A 14659-nucleotide genomic window follows, 5' to 3' on the forward strand; every position below is an offset into this window, starting at 1 on the left:
ATTGTGGGGAGACTTTTTAAGCTGTTCAGGAAACCGGATCACGAAATCAGTTTTTGCATTTCAGAAATAAACAATTTCCATGAAGCTAGTTCTCATTTTCCTCCAGCTTACAAGTATTACACGGTAAATTTTTGCCAATAAAGTAACGATAAATTGCTGCCCCGGCGCACGCGCCGATGATCGGTGCCACAATCGGGACGATAAAGTATGGGATATCGCGTCCCCCCGTCATCGCAACATCTCCCCATCCGGCAAACCAGGCAAACAACTTAGGACCAAAATCACGCGCCGGATTCATGGCAAATCCTGTGAGCGGACCTGTTGATGCACCGATGACGGCAACCAGAATACCAATCAGCAATGGCGCGAGAGGACCTTTAGGCACCCCATTGCCATCGTCCGTCAGCGCCATAATCATACCCATCAGAATGGACGTGATGACCACTTCCACCAGCGCCGCTTGCCATACGCTAAGCGCAGAGGCCGGATAAGTACTAAAAATACTGGCCAGTTGCAGGCTTTCAAGACTGCCACGAACCATATGGTGCGCCGTCTCATATTCAATGAATAAACTGCCGTACAGCAAATAGGCCAGCAACGCGCCGCCAAAGGCACCCGCGACTTGCGCGACCGTATAGGGTAAAACTTTACGCCCAGGGAAACAGGCAAACAGCCACAGAGCGATGGTAATCGCAGGGTTGAGGTGTGCCCCGGATATTCCGGCAGTCAGGTAGACCGCCAGCGAAATCCCAAGACCCCAAATGATGCATATTTCCCATAACCCTAAACTCGCACCGGCCACCTTAAGGGCACTCAGGCATCCAATGCCAAAAAACAGGAACAGCCCGGTACCTAAAAACTCGGCAATGCATTGCGCTTTTAGTGAATCGTTCATTGTGACACCTTCTAAGCAGAGTTCGTGTCTGTACCAGCGGACTCCCTGCTGGCAGTAGAGTACTTCAAGGCTTACTATAAAAAGCGCCGTCGGCAAATTGTTGGCAATCTGAGCACTTCCACCTTTTTAAAATCGTGTAGTGATAACAAATTCTTGCTGTCAGCATTATTAAAACAGCTAACAAAAACGGGCATTAGCCCTATTAAAAACGCATTATAAAAATAATAAAATATTGCCAACAGCAGATTTCTGTTTTCAAACAAGCATCACAATTTCATTTCCCCCGCATAGCAAATGATATTTATCGTGTCACTAGCAAAAATGTAAATCTGGTATTGACATAACCAATTTTTCACATCCACAAGATCACAAAAATCATTTTAAAACAATCTGATAAAATAAAATCAAGCAATTTTACATCACCGTTCGCTTACTATTTTTTCACTCTCCGTTTCAAGTCAGCCATTCTTTTTCCTCGCTTCTTTTTATAGTCATGAAAATCGGAACAACCCAGGCGAGGTCTTTATGCAACAAGAAGCGTTAGGAATGGTAGAAACCAAAGGCTTAACTGCAGCCATAGAGGCCGCAGATGCAATGGTGAAGTCAGCCAATGTGATGCTGGTCGGCTACGAAAAAATTGGTTCAGGGCTGGTCACCGTGATTGTTCGCGGTGATGTTGGCGCGGTAAAAGCGGCAACAGATGCAGGCGCCGCTGCCGCACGTAATGTGGGTGAAGTGAAAGCCGTACACGTGATCCCACGTCCTCATACCGATGTCGAAAAAATCTTACCGAAGGGAATTAGCTGATGAGCAGCAATGAGCTGGTTGAACAGATCATGGCGCAGGTGATTGCTCGAGTGGCAACGCCAGAACACAAGGCTATCCCTGAAAATAATCTTCCAACACGAGAGACGGCTATGGCAGAGAAAAGCTGCAGTTTAACGGAATTTGTCGGCACCGCGATTGGCGACACCGTCGGTCTGGTGATCGCCAACGTCGACAGCGCCTTACTGGACGCGATGAAGCTTGAAAAACGCTATCGCTCCATTGGCATTCTAGGCGCCCGTACCGGCGCAGGCCCCCATATCATGGCCGCGGATGAAGCAGTAAAAGCCACCAATACTGAAGTGGTGAGCATTGAGCTTCCGAGAGATACCAAAGGCGGAGCAGGCCACGGTTCACTGATTATCCTCGGCGGCAACGATGTTTCCGACGTAAAACGCGGAATTGAAGTCGCGCTGAAAGAACTGGATCGCACATTTGGTGATGTCTACGCCAATGAAGCCGGTCACATCGAAATGCAATACACCGCACGTGCCAGCTATGCGCTGGAAAAAGCCTTCGGCGCACCCATTGGTCGTGCCTGTGGTGTGATCGTCGGCGCACCGGCATCGGTTGGTGTACTGATGGCCGATACCGCACTGAAATCGGCCAACGTCGAAGTGGTGGCTTATAGCTCCCCTGCCCATGGTACCAGCTTCAGTAACGAAGCCATTCTGGTTATTTCCGGTGACTCTGGCGCCGTACGTCAGGCCGTCATCTCCGCGCGCGAAATCGGTAAAACCGTGCTTGCGACCCTCGGCTCAGAACCGAAAAACGATCGTCCGTCCTACATCTGATACCCGTGAGGCTGATTCATGAGATCGAAAAGATTTGAAGCACTGGCGAAACGCCCTGTGAATCAGGACGGCTTCGTTAAGGAGTGGATCGAAGAAGGCTTCATTGCGATGGAAAGCCCGAACGACCCAAAACCGTCCATAAAAATCGTTAACGGTATGGTCACCGAACTGGATGGTAAAGCCGCCAGTGAATTTGATTTGATAGACCATTTCATTGCCCGCTACGGTATTAATCTGGCGCGCGCTGAAGAAGTGATGGCGATGGACTCGGTCAAACTCGCCAATATGCTCTGCGATCCTAATGTGAAACGCAAAGACATCGTTCCGCTGACCACCGCGATGACACCGGCAAAAATTGTCGAAGTGGTTTCGCATATGAACGTCGTCGAAATGATGATGTCGATGCAGAAAATGCGTGCCCGCAGAACCCCTTCTCAACAAGCGCACGTCACCAACGTTAAAGACAACCCGGTGCAGATTGCGGCCGATGCAGCAGAAGGCGCATGGCGTGGATTTGACGAGCAGGAAACAACCGTTGCCGTGGCACGCTATGCCCCGTTTAACGCTATTGCTCTGCTGGTCGGTTCACAGGTTGGGCGTCCCGGCGTATTAACCCAGTGCTCGCTGGAAGAAGCCACCGAACTCAAACTCGGCATGTTAGGCCACACCTGCTATGCAGAAACGATTTCCGTGTACGGTACTGAGCCGGTCTTTACCGATGGTGACGATACCCCATGGTCAAAAGGCTTCCTGGCCTCTTCTTATGCCTCACGCGGTCTGAAAATGCGCTTTACCTCAGGCTCAGGCTCAGAAGTGCAGATGGGTTATGCAGAAGGCAAATCCATGTTGTATCTGGAAGCCCGCTGCATATACATCACCAAAGCCGCTGGCGTGCAGGGTTTACAGAACGGGTCCGTTAGCTGCATCGGCGTCCCTTCCGCCGTACCGTCAGGTATCCGCGCAGTGCTGGCAGAAAACCTGATCTGCTCGTCACTGGATCTCGAATGCGCCTCCAGTAACGACCAAACCTTTACCCACTCGGATATGCGCCGTACCGCGCGTTTGCTGATGCAATTCCTGCCAGGAACTGACTTCATCTCTTCCGGTTATTCCGCCGTGCCGAACTACGACAACATGTTTGCAGGCTCTAACGAAGATGCCGAAGACTTTGACGACTACAACGTTCTCCAGCGTGACCTGAAAGTCGACGGGGGTTTGCGTCCGGTGCGTGAAGAAGACGTCATCGCCATTCGTAACAAAGCGGCCCGCGCACTGCAGGCAGTGTTTGCTGGAATGGGATTGCCCCCCATCACCGATGAAGAAGTTGAAGCCGCGACTTACGCCCACGGCTCGAAAGATATGCCAGAACGTAACATCGTTGAAGACATTAAGTTTGCGCAAGAGATCATCAGCAAAAACCGCAACGGACTGGAAGTGGTGAAAGCCCTGGCCCAGGGCGGATTTACCGATGTTGCTCAGGATATGCTCAACATCCAGAAAGCCAAGTTAACCGGAGACTATCTGCATACCTCCGCCATTATCGTCGGCGACGGACAGGTGCTTTCCGCGGTGAATGACGTCAACGATTATGCCGGTCCGGCAACAGGTTATCGCCTGCAAGGCGAACGCTGGGAAGAAATTAAAAACATCCCCGGCGCACTTGATCCCAACGAGCTTGGCTAAGGGGTGAACTATGGAAATCAATGAAAAGCTGCTGCGCCAGATAATTGAAGATGTGCTGTCTGAAATGCAGACCAGCGATAAGCCTGTTTCTTTCCGCTCGCCTGCCGCGGCAACCGCACCGCAGATGGCAACCGCGCCAGGTGACAGTTTTCTGACCGAAATTGGCGAAGCCAAACAGGGCCAGCAGCAGGATGAAGTGATTATTGCCGTTGGTCCGGCGTTTGGGCTCTCGCAGACCGTCAATATCGTCGGTATTCCGCACAAGAATATTTTGCGCGAAGTGATCGCGGGTATTGAAGAAGAAGGCATTAAAGCACGCGTCATCCGCTGCTTTAAATCCTCCGATGTGGCGTTTGTCGCCGTGGAAGGTAACCGTCTGAGTGGTTCCGGTATTTCAATCGGCATCCAGTCCAAAGGCACCACGGTTATCCACCAGCAGGGGTTACCGCCGCTTTCTAACCTGGAGCTGTTCCCTCAGGCCCCTCTCCTGACGCTGGAAACCTACCGCCAGATTGGTAAGAACGCCGCGCGTTACGCCAAGCGTGAATCTCCACAACCGGTCCCGACGTTGAATGATCAGATGGCGCGTCCGAAGTACCAGGCGAAATCAGCCATTCTGCACATTAAAGAGACCAAATACGTCGTGACGGGCAAAAACCCGCAGGAACTGCGCGTGGCGCTTTGATAAAGGATAACTCCATGAATACCGACGCAATTGAATCGATGGTTCGGGATGTGTTGAGCCGAATGAACAGTCTGCAGGGAGAGACCGTCACTCCAGCCGCGACTGGTTCATCAGCGCATACCGCGAAAGTGACGGATTACCCGCTCGCCAATAAACACCCTGAGTGGGTAAAAACCGCCACCAATAAAACGCTGGATGACTTCACGCTCGAAAATGTGCTGAGCAATAAGGTCACCGCACAGGATATGCGTATCACACCAGAAACGCTGCGCATTCAGGCGGATATCGCCAAAGATGCCGGACGTGACAGGCTGGCGATGAACTTTGAACGTGCCGCAGAACTGACCGCGGTGCCTGACGATCGCATCCTTGAGATCTACAACGCCCTGCGCCCATACCGCTCAACCAAAGACGAGCTGATGGCCATCGCCGACGATCTCGAAAATCGTTATCAGGCAAAGATTTGCGCAGCCTTCGTGCGTGAAGCAGCCGTGCTGTACGTCGAACGTAAGAAACTCAAAGGTGACGATTAATTTTAGGGAAAAATGATGCGATATATAGCTGGCATTGACATAGGCAACTCTTCAACAGAAGTCGCTCTCGCGACTCTGGATGACGCTGGCACGCTGAGCATTACAACCAGCGCACTGGCAGAAACGACTGGAATTAAGGGCACGTTACGTAATGTGTTTGGTATTCAGGAGGCGCTTACGCTTGCAGCAAAAAATGCAGGCATCAATGTCAGCGATATTTCGCTCATCCGTATTAACGAAGCCACGCCGGTCATTGGTGATGTGGCGATGGAGACGATCACCGAAACCATCATCACCGAGTCAACCATGATAGGCCACAACCCTAAAACGCCTGGTGGGGTCGGGTTAGGTGTTGGCGTCACAATTACGCCGGAAGAGTTGTTAACCCGTCCGGCGGATATGCCTTATATCCTGGTGGTGTCATCGGCATTCGATTTTGCCGATGTCGCCACCATGATTAATGCCTCCGTTCGCGCCGGATATCAGCTAACCGGCGTTATTTTGCAACAGGACGATGGCGTGCTGGTCAGCAACCGTCTTACTACGCCGCTGCCCATCGTCGACGAAGTGCGCTATATCGATCGGATCCCGTTAGGGATGCTGGCGGCCATTGAGGTCGCCATCCCCGGAAAGGTGATTGAAACGCTCTCCAATCCTTACGGGATTGCGACTGTTTTTAACCTGAATGCGGACGAGACCAAAAATATTGTCCCTATGGCACGTGCCCTGATTGGTAACCGCTCAGCGGTCGTCGTGAAAACACCGTCGGGCGATGTAAAAGCGCGAGCCATTCCTGCCGGAAACCTCGAACTCCAGTCGCAAGGACGTACTGTTCGCGTCGACGTTGCCGCAGGCGCGGAAGCCATTATGAAGGCGGTAGGCGAATGCCCACGGCTTGATAACGTTATCGGCGAAGCAGGAACCAATATTGGCGGCATGCTGGAACATGTACGCCAGACCATGGCGGAGTTAACCAACAAGCCCAGCCATGAAATCTTCATCCAGGATTTATTGGCAGTTGATACCTCCGTTCCCGTCAGCGTGACGGGGGGACTCGCCGGAGAGTTCTCGCTGGAACAGGCGGTGGGTATTGCCTCAATGGTGAAATCAGATCGCCTGCAAATGGCGATGATAGCCCAGGAGATCACGCAAAAGCTCAACATCGACGTTCAGGTAGGCGGCGCTGAAGCCGAAGCGGCCATCCTGGGTGCCCTCACTACGCCGGGCACAACGCGTCCGCTGGCCATTCTGGATCTCGGCGCAGGTTCCACCGACGCCTCAATCATTAATCCAAAAGGCGAAATTATTGCCACACACCTGGCGGGTGCGGGCGATATGGTCACGATGATTATTGCCCGTGAACTGGGACTGGAAGATCGTTACCTCGCCGAGGAGATCAAAAAATATCCGCTGGCGAAAGTAGAAAGCCTGTTCCACCTTCGCCACGAAGATGGCAGCGTTCAGTTCTTTCCTTCTCCCCTGCCGCCAACGGTATTCGCCCGGGTCTGTGTGGTGAAACCCGATGAACTGGTGCCATTACCTGGGGACCTGGCTCTGGAGAAAGTTCGCGTCATTCGCCGCAGCGCCAAGGAGCGCGTTTTTGTCACCAATGCGCTGAGAGCGCTTCGTCAGGTTAGCCCCACAGGAAATATTCGCGACATCCCGTTTGTGGTTCTGGTTGGTGGCTCTTCTCTGGACTTCGAAGTTCCACAGCTGGTAACGGATGCGCTGGCGCACTACCGCCTGGTTGCGGGTCGCGGCAATATTCGCGGTACCGAAGGCCCACGAAATGCTGTCGCAACTGGGCTTATCCTCTCCTGGTACAAGGCATTTGCTCATGGAAAGTAACCCCAGCGCACCGGCTATCGTGATCTTCACCCTGGGAGAGGACATGTCACTCTGGAATGACGTCCTGCTGGGTATTGAAGAAGAAGGGATCCCCTTTGTGGTTCAGGAGAGCCATTCCGCCGACATCATCCACAGCGCATGGCTGGCGGCATGTCAGTCACCGCTGCTCGTCGGCATTGGATGTAACCGGGAACAACTGGTTGTGCACTACAAAAATTTACCGACCTCAGCGCCACTTTTTACGCTGACGTATCAACAAGATAGCCACGCTCGTCGGCGCATCGGCAATAACGCTGCGCGGCTGGTTAAAGGCATTCCCTTCCGGGAATGCCACTCATAATCCACAGGAGAAAAGCAGTATGAATAACGCACTGGGACTGGTTGAAACAAAAGGGCTTGTCGGCGCTATTGAAGCCGCTGATGCCATGGTGAAATCCGCTAACGTGCAGTTGGTTGGTTACGAAAAAATTGGCTCGGGCCTTATCACCGTCATGGTTCGTGGGGATGTCGGCGCGGTTAAAGCTGCTGTAGACGCTGGCAGCGCTGCCGCCAGCGCCGTTGGCGAGGTGAAATCCTGCCACGTCATCCCGCGTCCACACAGCGACGTCGAAGCCATTTTACCTCAATCCGCTTAAACCGTTGCAACAAGGAGCACAGCGTGAAGCAATCACTGGGATTACTTGAAGTTAGTGGTCTGGCATTAGCCATCAGTTGCGCGGATGTCATGGCGAAAGCCGCCTCCATCACGCTGGTGGGCCTCGAAAAAACCAACGGCTCAGGCTGGACGGTGATCAAAATCATCGGGGATGTGGCCTCCGTGCAGGCGGCCATTTCCACCGGTGCGAGCTTTGCAGACCAGCGGGAAGGTCTGGTTGCGCACAAAGTCATTTCCAGACCCGGGGAAGGCATCCTTTCGCACAGCGTCGTTTCGACGCCTGAGCCCATCCCTGAACCCACACCTGTCGAGGTGGAAGTACAGGTGGTTGTGGAAAGTGAATTACCCGAAGCACCACAAGATACAGACCTGATTAGCTGCAATTTATGTCTCGACCCTGCCTGTCCGCGCCAGAAGGGAGAGCCTCGCTCACTCTGCCTGCATTCTGGTAAACGAGGTGAAGCGTAATGGATAAACAGCAACTGGAGACTACGGTCAGTAAAGTACTGGATGAAATGCGCGAGCGCCCTATTCCACTGGGGATCTCTAATCGTCATATCCATCTTTGTGCTGAAGATTACGCTCGTTTGTTTCCCAATCAGCCCATCAGCGAGAAAAAAGGTCTGCTGCAGCCTGGACAATATGCCGCAGATCAGACCGTTACGCTGGTGGGTCCAAAAGGCCAGCTAAAAAATGTGCGTTTGCTGGGACCGCTGCGTAGCACCAGCCAGGTAGAAATCTCCCGCACCGACGCCCGCACGCTGGGTATCGCTGCGCCGTTGCGTATGTCCGGCAATATTCAGGGAACGCCGGGCATTCGCCTGGTGAGTCCTTTTGCTGAACTGGATATCTCATGCGGAGTGATTGTCGCCCAGCGGCACATTCATATGTCACCGCTTGATGCGCTGATCCTACGCGTGTCACATGGCGATAAAGTCTCCGTCGCCATCAATGGAGATGAACGCAGACTGATCTTCGATAACGTTGCCGTTCGCGTATCGCCGGATATGCGTCTTGAAATGCATATCGACACTGACGAAGCCAATGCTGCAGGGGCGGATAGCCCACAGGCATTCGCCACGCTGGTGAGCTCACGATGAACAATGAACTGCTGCAACGCATCATCGGGGAGGTCGTCTCCCGATTACAAAAACGCGCGGACAGTTCGCTCTCTCTGAGCGTCGCGCAGTTACGGGAAGCCGATCCCCGGGCGCTGGTTTGTCAGTACTCCGCTCTGATTATCGAGCACGCTGATTTACCGCTGCTGGCGCATATTGCGCAACACGATTCATCCGATGTGTCAGCGATCACTCTCCACGAGGCCCTGGCCTGTGGCGTTCGCGTGAAGATATCGCTGCAGCATCAATTGCTACCGGCGATCCCCGTACGAAAACTCGCGCGACTGCCGCTGGAGTTCAGTGATGAACGCGGGCAAACCATCATTCTGCATCCCGAGACGCTTTTAAGTTATGCCGATGTAGCCCGATTACAAGGTGGGTTTCTGGTGTTACGCCGTCGATGTGTTGTGACCGCACTGGCAAAAGAAACCGTCAGTATGCGCAATATCCAATTAATTAAGCAGGAGTGAACCATGCATCTGGCACGCGTTACAGGCGTCGTGGTATCCACGCAAAAATCACCGTCACTGGTTGGAAAAAAACTGTTACTGGTACGTCGGGTAACGGCCGACGGCGAACTACCGCAATCGCCAACAGCGGGGGACGAAGTCGCAGTTGATTCAGTGGGTGCCGGTACCGGTGAGCTGGTTTTACTCAGCAGCGGCTCCAGCGCCAGACACGTTTTTAGCGGCCCCAATGAGGCTATCGATCTGGCCATCGTTGGCATTGTCGACACGCTTTCTCGCTAGGAGGAACTATGGCGATTTATACCCGAACAGGCGATGCCGGTACGACAGCGCTCTTTAGCGGACAGCGCGTCAGTAAAACACACCCGCGCGTTGAGGCTTACGGCACGCTGGACGAACTCAACGCGGCGCTGAGCCTATGCGTCTGCGCGGCACAAAGCCTGCAACACCGTGTGTTACTTGAAGAAATTCAGTTACAGCTGTTTTGGTTCAGTGCCGAACTGGCCAGTGAAAGCGAACAGCCCACGCCCGCCCAACGCTACATCAGCTCGGAAGACATTGCAGCACTTGAGGCTGCCATCGATACCGCGATGGCGCGAGTGCCTCCCCTGCACAGTTTTATTTTGCCCGGACGCTGTGAAGCCGCCAGCCGTCTGCACTTCGCCCGCACGCTTGCCCGTCGCGCTGAAAGACGGCTTGTCGAACTCTCCACAGATGCCTCCATCCGACAGGTACTGATGCGCTATATCAACCGCCTGTCCGATTGCTTATATGCGCTCGCCAGGGCTGAAGATTATGACGCGCACCAAAACACGCTCATTCAGAAGGTGGCTGAGCGTTACGTGGCAGTGACCCAGACATCGGCAGTTCAGGAGTCTGCTATGTCATTGTCATTTCAGGAACTCCATCAGCTTACGCGTACGGCGGTAGCGCGTGCACAAGCACTCAAAGTTCCGGTTGTCATCAGCATTGTGGATGCAAACGGTACACAAACAGTGACCTGGCGCATGCCCGATGCCCTGCTCGTCAGTAGCGAGCTGGCGCCGAAAAAAGCGTGGACCGCCGTGGCGATGAAAACCGCCACCCATGAACTGAGCGCAGCGGTGCAACCGGGCGCCGCACTTTACGGTCTGGAAAGCCATATGCAGGGAAAAGTCGTCACGTTTGGTGGCGGATACGCACTATGGCGAGAAGGTTTACTCCTTGGGGGTCTTGGCATCAGCGGAGGAAGCGTTGAGCAGGATATGGACATTGCAGAAACCGCCATTGCGGCGATTAACGTGAGAACACATCAATGAATACGTCAGAACTTGAAACCCTTATCCGCACTATTTTGACTGAACAGCTCGAACCGGCAAAAGCAGAGATAAAGGGTGGCGGTATTTTTCCATCCGTCGGTGAAGCAATCGATGCCGCACATCAGGCCTTTTTACGTTATCAGCAATGCCCACTGAAAACCCGTAGCGCCATTATTAGTGCTCTACGGGAAGAACTGACACCTCATCTGGCCTTGTTGGCGGCAGAAAGCGCAACCGAAACGGGAATGGGCAACAAAGAAGATAAATTTCTCAAAAATAAAGCCGCGCTGGATAACACCCCCGGTATTGAAGATCTAACCACAACCGCCCTCACCGGTGATGGCGGCATGGTGCTATTTGAATATTCCCCCTTTGGCGTAGTGGGTTCCGTTGCTCCTAGCACCAACCCAACGGAAACTATTATTAACAACAGCATCAGTATGTTAGCAGCAGGGAATAGCGTTTACTTCAGCCCGCACCCGGGCGCTAAAGTGGTTTCACTCAAGCTGATTGCCATGATTGAAGATATTGCCTTCCGCTGCTGCGGGATCCGAAATCTTGTTGTCACAGTCACAGAACCCACTTTTGAAGCTACCCAGCAGATGATGGCGCACCCTAAAATCGCAGTTCTGGCGATTACCGGTGGCCCGGGCATTGTGGCTATGGGTATGAAAAGCGGGAAAAAAGTCATTGGTGCCGGTGCCGGGAACCCCCCCTGCATCGTTGATGAAACCGCCGATCTGGTTAAGGCCGCGGAAGACATCATCAACGGTGCATCGTTTGATTACAATCTGCCCTGCATTGCAGAGAAAAGCCTAATTGTTGTCGAAGTGGTTGCCGAACGACTGATTCAACAAATGCAGTCTTTTGGGGCGTTGCTGCTAAACAGCGAAGAAGTGGACAAACTACGCGCCACCTGTCTGCCAGAGGGAATGGCGAATAAGAAACTTGTCGGAAAAAGCCCGGCAACGTTACTGGAAGCGGCAGGTATACCCGTTCCAACAAAAGCGCCTCGTCTGTTGATGGGCGTCGTCAAGGCTGACGATGTGTGGGTTACCAGCGAACAGTTGATGCCCATGCTCCCTGTCGTGACGGTTAACGATTTTGACAGTGCGCTAACGTTGGCGCTGAAGGTTGAAGAGGGACTGCACCATACTGCCATTATGCACTCGCAAAATGTGTCGCGTTTGAATCTTGCTGCTCGCACGTTGCAAACGTCTATTTTTGTGAAAAATGGCCCCTCTTACGCCGGTATTGGCGTCGGCGGAGAAGGTTTCACCACCTTTACCATCGCCACCCCAACCGGTGAAGGGACAACGTCTGCGCGAACGTTTGCACGTTCTCGTCGTTGCGTGCTGACCAACGGTTTTTCTATCCGCTAATGAGGCCGTAATGAATAGCTTTTCACTGCAAACTCGATTGTACAGCGGCCAGGGCAGTTTGAGCGTGCTCAAACGCTTTACGAATAAGCATATCTGGATTATTTGCGATGGTTTTCTTGCGCGTTCGCCGCTGATTGCAACGCTGCGCGATGCGTTACCTGCGGATAATCGCATTAGCGTGTTCAGTGATATCACACCCGATCCCACCATCAATACGGTAGTACAAGGGATTGCACAAATGCAGTCCCTGCGACCGGATGTGGTGATTGGCTTTGGTGGAGGGTCGGCGCTTGATGCAGCGAAAGCGATTGTCTGGTTCAGCCGTCAGTTTGGCATCGAAATTGAAACCTGTGTAGCCATTCCGACCACTAGCGGCACAGGCTCTGAAGTGACCAGCGCCTGCGTGATCGGCGATCCGGAGAAAGGCATTAAATATCCGTTATTTAATAATGCCCTCTACCCGGATATGGCAATCCTTGACCCAATGCTGGTGGTCAGCGTACCGCCTGCCATCACCGCCAATACCGGAATGGACGTGCTGACGCATGCGCTTGAAGCGTACGTTTCCACCAAGGCCAGCGACTTCACTGACGCGCTGGCTGAAAAAGCAGCGCAAATTGTCTTCCAGTATCTGCCCATCGCCGTCAGCAAAGGCGATTGCCTGGCTACCCGAGGAAAAATGCACAACGCCTCAACCCTCGCGGGGATGGCGTTTAGCCAGGCTGGTCTTGGAATTAACCATGCAATAGCGCACCAGCTTGGCGGTCAGTTTCATCTGCCGCACGGCCTTGCTAACGCACTACTCCTGACCTCTGTGATTCACTTTAATGCCCGCGATCCCAGGGCCACAAAACGGTATGCCCGCTTCGCGAAGGCCTGCCACTTATGCCCTGATAACGCAAACGATACGGCGGCACTCAATGCGCTAATTCATCATATTGAGCAACTCAAAAAACAGTGTGCGTTACCCTCTTTCACAGACGCGCTCAAAGACGGAAAGCAAACCTGGTCACAGCGTATTCCCTCGATGGTTCAGGCGGCTCTGGCGGATGCCACGCTGCAAACGAATCCCCGCGATGCTGATGCCGCTGCCATCCAGGAACTGCTTGAGGAATTATTATGAATACAGCCATGACGGCTGAACCCATTTGTTATGATGCTCAGACAATACGCGATCGCGTGCGCGCTGCAGGTGTAGTGGGAGCCGGTGGTGCCGGCTTTCCTGCCCATGTAAAACTGCAGGCGCAGGTCGATACGTTTCTGGTCAATGCTGCAGAATGCGAGCCGATGCTGAAGGTTGATCAGCAATTAATGGCCGTGCAGGCGGCCCGACTGATACGCGGCGTGCAGTATGCCATGAAGACCACTGGCGCCAGCGCCGGCATTATCGGCCTTAAAGAAAAATATCAGAAAGCCATCAGTGCGTTAACACCTCTCCTGCCCGCCGATATCAGGTTACACATTTTGCCTGATGTCTACCCGGCTGGCGATGAAGTGCTGACAATCTGGATGGCAACCGGACGGCGGGTGCCTCCTGCTGCTCTCCCGGTTAGTGTGGGCGTGGTGGTCAATAACGTCCAGACCGTACTTAACATCGCACGAGCCGTTGAACAGCAGTTCCCCGTTACACGTCGTACATTAACCGTCAATGGCGCAGTTGCCCGGCCGGTTACCCTGACCGTACCTGTCGGTATGTCGCTGCGCGAAGTGCTGGCATTGGCTGGCGGCGCTACCGTCGATGACCCCGGATTTATTAACGGCGGTCCGATGATGGGCGGTCTGATTACTTCTCTGGATACGCCAGTCAGTAAAACGACCGGTGGCCTGCTGGTACTACCGAAATCCCATGCGCTGATCCAGCGACGAATGCAGGATGAACGGACCGTGCTCTCAGTTGCCAAAACCGTCTGCGAGCAGTGCCGCTTGTGCACGGATCTGTGTCCACGACACTTGATTGGTCATGAACTCTCACCACATTTGCTGGTTCGCGCGGTCAACTATCAGCAGGCCGCCACACCGCAATTACTGCTCACCGCCCTGACTTGCTCAGAATGCAACGTCTGTGAAAGCGTGGCCTGTCCGGTGGGGATTTCTCCGATGCGCATTAACCGAATGCTCAAACGCGAGCTACGTGCGCTCAATCATCGTTATGAAGGCCCGTTAAACCCTGAAGATGAAATGGCGAAGTACCGTCTGATTCCAGTGAAACGGCTTATTACCAAACTGGGTCTCAGTGACTGGTATCACGATGCACCATTAGACCAGACAGATCATCCCACTGAAAAAACAACGTTGTTGTTACGCCAGCATATTGGTGCCAGTGCCATTCCTTGTGTGCAAAAAGGGGAGCGCGTTGTGCGCGGCCAATGTGTTGCAGAGATACCCGAGGGCGCATTAGGTGCGCAGGTTCACGCTAGTATTGACGGTATTGTCAGCGAAATCACAGATCAGTCCATCACGGTAATAAGAGGTTAAC

The 14659-nt window shown here is 53.3% G+C and carries 17 protein-coding genes; 16 read left to right on the forward strand and 1 reads right to left on the reverse strand.

Annotation, left to right across the window (positions count from 1 at the left end; genetic code table 11):
* Positions 1-85: 85 nt before the first annotated feature.
* The gene (gene pduF / locus M2374_RS04450; RefSeq protein ID WP_096756652.1) at positions 86-895 is read right to left on the reverse strand and encodes a propanediol diffusion facilitator PduF; all 810 of its coding nucleotides are present in this window, start codon (positions 893-895) and stop codon (positions 86-88) included.
* A 525-nt stretch (positions 896-1420) separates the two neighbouring features.
* Here pduF and pduA point away from each other — a divergent pair.
* The 16 genes from pduA to pduS are packed head-to-tail and all read left to right on the forward strand — an operon-like array spanning position 1421 to position 14658.
* Positions 1421-1702 carry a propanediol utilization microcompartment protein PduA gene (gene pduA, locus M2374_RS04455; RefSeq protein ID WP_003030255.1) on the forward strand — a complete coding sequence of 94 codons (282 nt, stop codon included), beginning with the start codon at positions 1421-1423 and terminating at the stop codon, positions 1700-1702.
* The gene (gene pduB, locus M2374_RS04460) at positions 1702-2514 is read left to right on the forward strand and encodes a propanediol utilization microcompartment protein PduB (RefSeq protein ID WP_096756651.1); all 813 of its coding nucleotides are present in this window, start codon (positions 1702-1704) and stop codon (positions 2512-2514) included. Before pduA ends, pduB begins: the two co-directional genes overlap by 1 nt.
* Before the next feature lie 18 nt (positions 2515-2532).
* A complete protein-coding gene (pduC, locus tag M2374_RS04465; protein ID WP_096756650.1) occupies positions 2533-4197 on the forward strand; it encodes a propanediol dehydratase large subunit PduC in 1665 nt (554 codons plus the stop codon).
* A gap of 10 nt (positions 4198-4207) precedes the next feature.
* Entirely contained in the window at positions 4208-4882 is a 675-nt protein-coding gene (gene pduD, locus M2374_RS04470) for a propanediol dehydratase medium subunit PduD (RefSeq protein WP_181689002.1), read from the forward strand.
* 14 nt (positions 4883-4896) lie between these two features.
* Positions 4897-5415: a propanediol dehydratase small subunit PduE gene (gene pduE / locus M2374_RS04475; protein ID WP_115258155.1), complete on the forward strand. Its 519-nt coding sequence runs from the start codon at positions 4897-4899 to the stop codon at positions 5413-5415.
* Positions 5416-5430: 15 nt separating this feature from the next.
* Positions 5431-7263 (forward strand): diol dehydratase reactivase subunit alpha, encoded by a 1833-nt coding sequence (locus tag M2374_RS04480; protein WP_117343393.1) that lies wholly within the window; start codon positions 5431-5433, stop codon positions 7261-7263.
* Positions 7253-7603, forward strand: coding sequence for a glycerol dehydratase reactivase beta/small subunit family protein (locus tag M2374_RS04485; RefSeq protein WP_153879966.1), 351 nt, complete (start codon positions 7253-7255; stop codon positions 7601-7603). Before M2374_RS04480 ends, M2374_RS04485 begins: the two co-directional genes overlap by 11 nt.
* 19 nt (positions 7604-7622) lie before the next feature.
* The gene (gene pduJ, locus M2374_RS04490; protein WP_181689001.1) at positions 7623-7898 is read left to right on the forward strand and encodes a propanediol utilization microcompartment protein PduJ; all 276 of its coding nucleotides are present in this window, start codon (positions 7623-7625) and stop codon (positions 7896-7898) included.
* A 23-nt stretch (positions 7899-7921) separates the two neighbouring features.
* The gene (locus M2374_RS04495; RefSeq protein ID WP_096756646.1) at positions 7922-8386 is read left to right on the forward strand and encodes a BMC domain-containing protein; all 465 of its coding nucleotides are present in this window, start codon (positions 7922-7924) and stop codon (positions 8384-8386) included.
* A complete protein-coding gene (locus tag M2374_RS04500; protein ID WP_115258153.1) occupies positions 8386-9018 on the forward strand; it encodes a phosphate propanoyltransferase in 633 nt (210 codons plus the stop codon). The genes M2374_RS04495 and M2374_RS04500 overlap by 1 nt, the downstream gene beginning before the upstream one ends.
* Positions 9015-9506: a microcompartment protein PduM gene (gene pduM, locus M2374_RS04505; RefSeq protein ID WP_115258152.1), complete on the forward strand. Its 492-nt coding sequence runs from the start codon at positions 9015-9017 to the stop codon at positions 9504-9506. Before M2374_RS04500 ends, pduM begins: the two co-directional genes overlap by 4 nt.
* Positions 9507-9509: 3 nt before the next feature.
* Positions 9510-9785 (forward strand): EutN/CcmL family microcompartment protein, encoded by a 276-nt coding sequence (locus M2374_RS04510; protein WP_096756643.1) that lies wholly within the window; start codon positions 9510-9512, stop codon positions 9783-9785.
* An 8-nt stretch (positions 9786-9793) separates the two neighbouring features.
* The gene (gene pduO / locus M2374_RS04515; protein ID WP_181689000.1) at positions 9794-10801 is read left to right on the forward strand and encodes a two-domain cob(I)yrinic acid a,c-diamide adenosyltransferase PduO; all 1008 of its coding nucleotides are present in this window, start codon (positions 9794-9796) and stop codon (positions 10799-10801) included.
* The gene (gene pduP / locus M2374_RS04520) at positions 10798-12183 is read left to right on the forward strand and encodes a CoA-acylating propionaldehyde dehydrogenase PduP (protein WP_146716951.1); all 1386 of its coding nucleotides are present in this window, start codon (positions 10798-10800) and stop codon (positions 12181-12183) included. The genes pduO and pduP overlap by 4 nt, the downstream gene beginning before the upstream one ends.
* 10 nt (positions 12184-12193) lie before the next feature.
* A complete protein-coding gene (locus tag M2374_RS04525) occupies positions 12194-13306 on the forward strand; it encodes a 1-propanol dehydrogenase PduQ (RefSeq protein ID WP_115258149.1) in 1113 nt (370 codons plus the stop codon).
* The gene (gene pduS / locus M2374_RS04530) at positions 13303-14658 is read left to right on the forward strand and encodes a cobalamin reductase PduS (RefSeq protein WP_181688999.1); all 1356 of its coding nucleotides are present in this window, start codon (positions 13303-13305) and stop codon (positions 14656-14658) included. Before M2374_RS04525 ends, pduS begins: the two co-directional genes overlap by 4 nt.
* Position 14659 lies beyond the last annotated feature (1 nt).

It is taken from the genome of Citrobacter sp. JUb117, assembly GCF_024809055.1.
GTDB classification, from domain to species: Bacteria; Pseudomonadota; Gammaproteobacteria; order Enterobacterales; family Enterobacteriaceae; genus Citrobacter; species Citrobacter gillenii.

Coding starts and splice junctions, on each gene's coding strand:
- pduF (WP_096756652.1), bottom strand. CDS start 895: ATGAACGATTCACTAAAAGCGCAATGCATTGCCGAGTTTTTAGGTACC.
- pduA (WP_003030255.1), top strand. CDS start 1,421: ATGCAACAAGAAGCGTTAGGAATGGTAGAAACCAAAGGCTTAACTGCA.
- pduB (WP_096756651.1), top strand. CDS start 1,702: ATGAGCAGCAATGAGCTGGTTGAACAGATCATGGCGCAGGTGATTGCT.
- pduC (WP_096756650.1), top strand. CDS start 2,533: ATGAGATCGAAAAGATTTGAAGCACTGGCGAAACGCCCTGTGAATCAG.
- pduD (WP_181689002.1), top strand. CDS start 4,208: ATGGAAATCAATGAAAAGCTGCTGCGCCAGATAATTGAAGATGTGCTG.
- pduE (WP_115258155.1), top strand. CDS start 4,897: ATGAATACCGACGCAATTGAATCGATGGTTCGGGATGTGTTGAGCCGA.
- M2374_RS04480 (WP_117343393.1), top strand. CDS start 5,431: ATGCGATATATAGCTGGCATTGACATAGGCAACTCTTCAACAGAAGTC.
- M2374_RS04485 (WP_153879966.1), top strand. CDS start 7,253: ATGGAAAGTAACCCCAGCGCACCGGCTATCGTGATCTTCACCCTGGGA.
- pduJ (WP_181689001.1), top strand. CDS start 7,623: ATGAATAACGCACTGGGACTGGTTGAAACAAAAGGGCTTGTCGGCGCT.
- M2374_RS04500 (WP_115258153.1), top strand. CDS start 8,386: ATGGATAAACAGCAACTGGAGACTACGGTCAGTAAAGTACTGGATGAA.
- pduM (WP_115258152.1), top strand. CDS start 9,015: ATGAACAATGAACTGCTGCAACGCATCATCGGGGAGGTCGTCTCCCGA.
- M2374_RS04510 (WP_096756643.1), top strand. CDS start 9,510: ATGCATCTGGCACGCGTTACAGGCGTCGTGGTATCCACGCAAAAATCA.
- pduO (WP_181689000.1), top strand. CDS start 9,794: ATGGCGATTTATACCCGAACAGGCGATGCCGGTACGACAGCGCTCTTT.
- pduP (WP_146716951.1), top strand. CDS start 10,798: ATGAATACGTCAGAACTTGAAACCCTTATCCGCACTATTTTGACTGAA.
- M2374_RS04525 (WP_115258149.1), top strand. CDS start 12,194: ATGAATAGCTTTTCACTGCAAACTCGATTGTACAGCGGCCAGGGCAGT.
- pduS (WP_181688999.1), top strand. CDS start 13,303: ATGAATACAGCCATGACGGCTGAACCCATTTGTTATGATGCTCAGACA.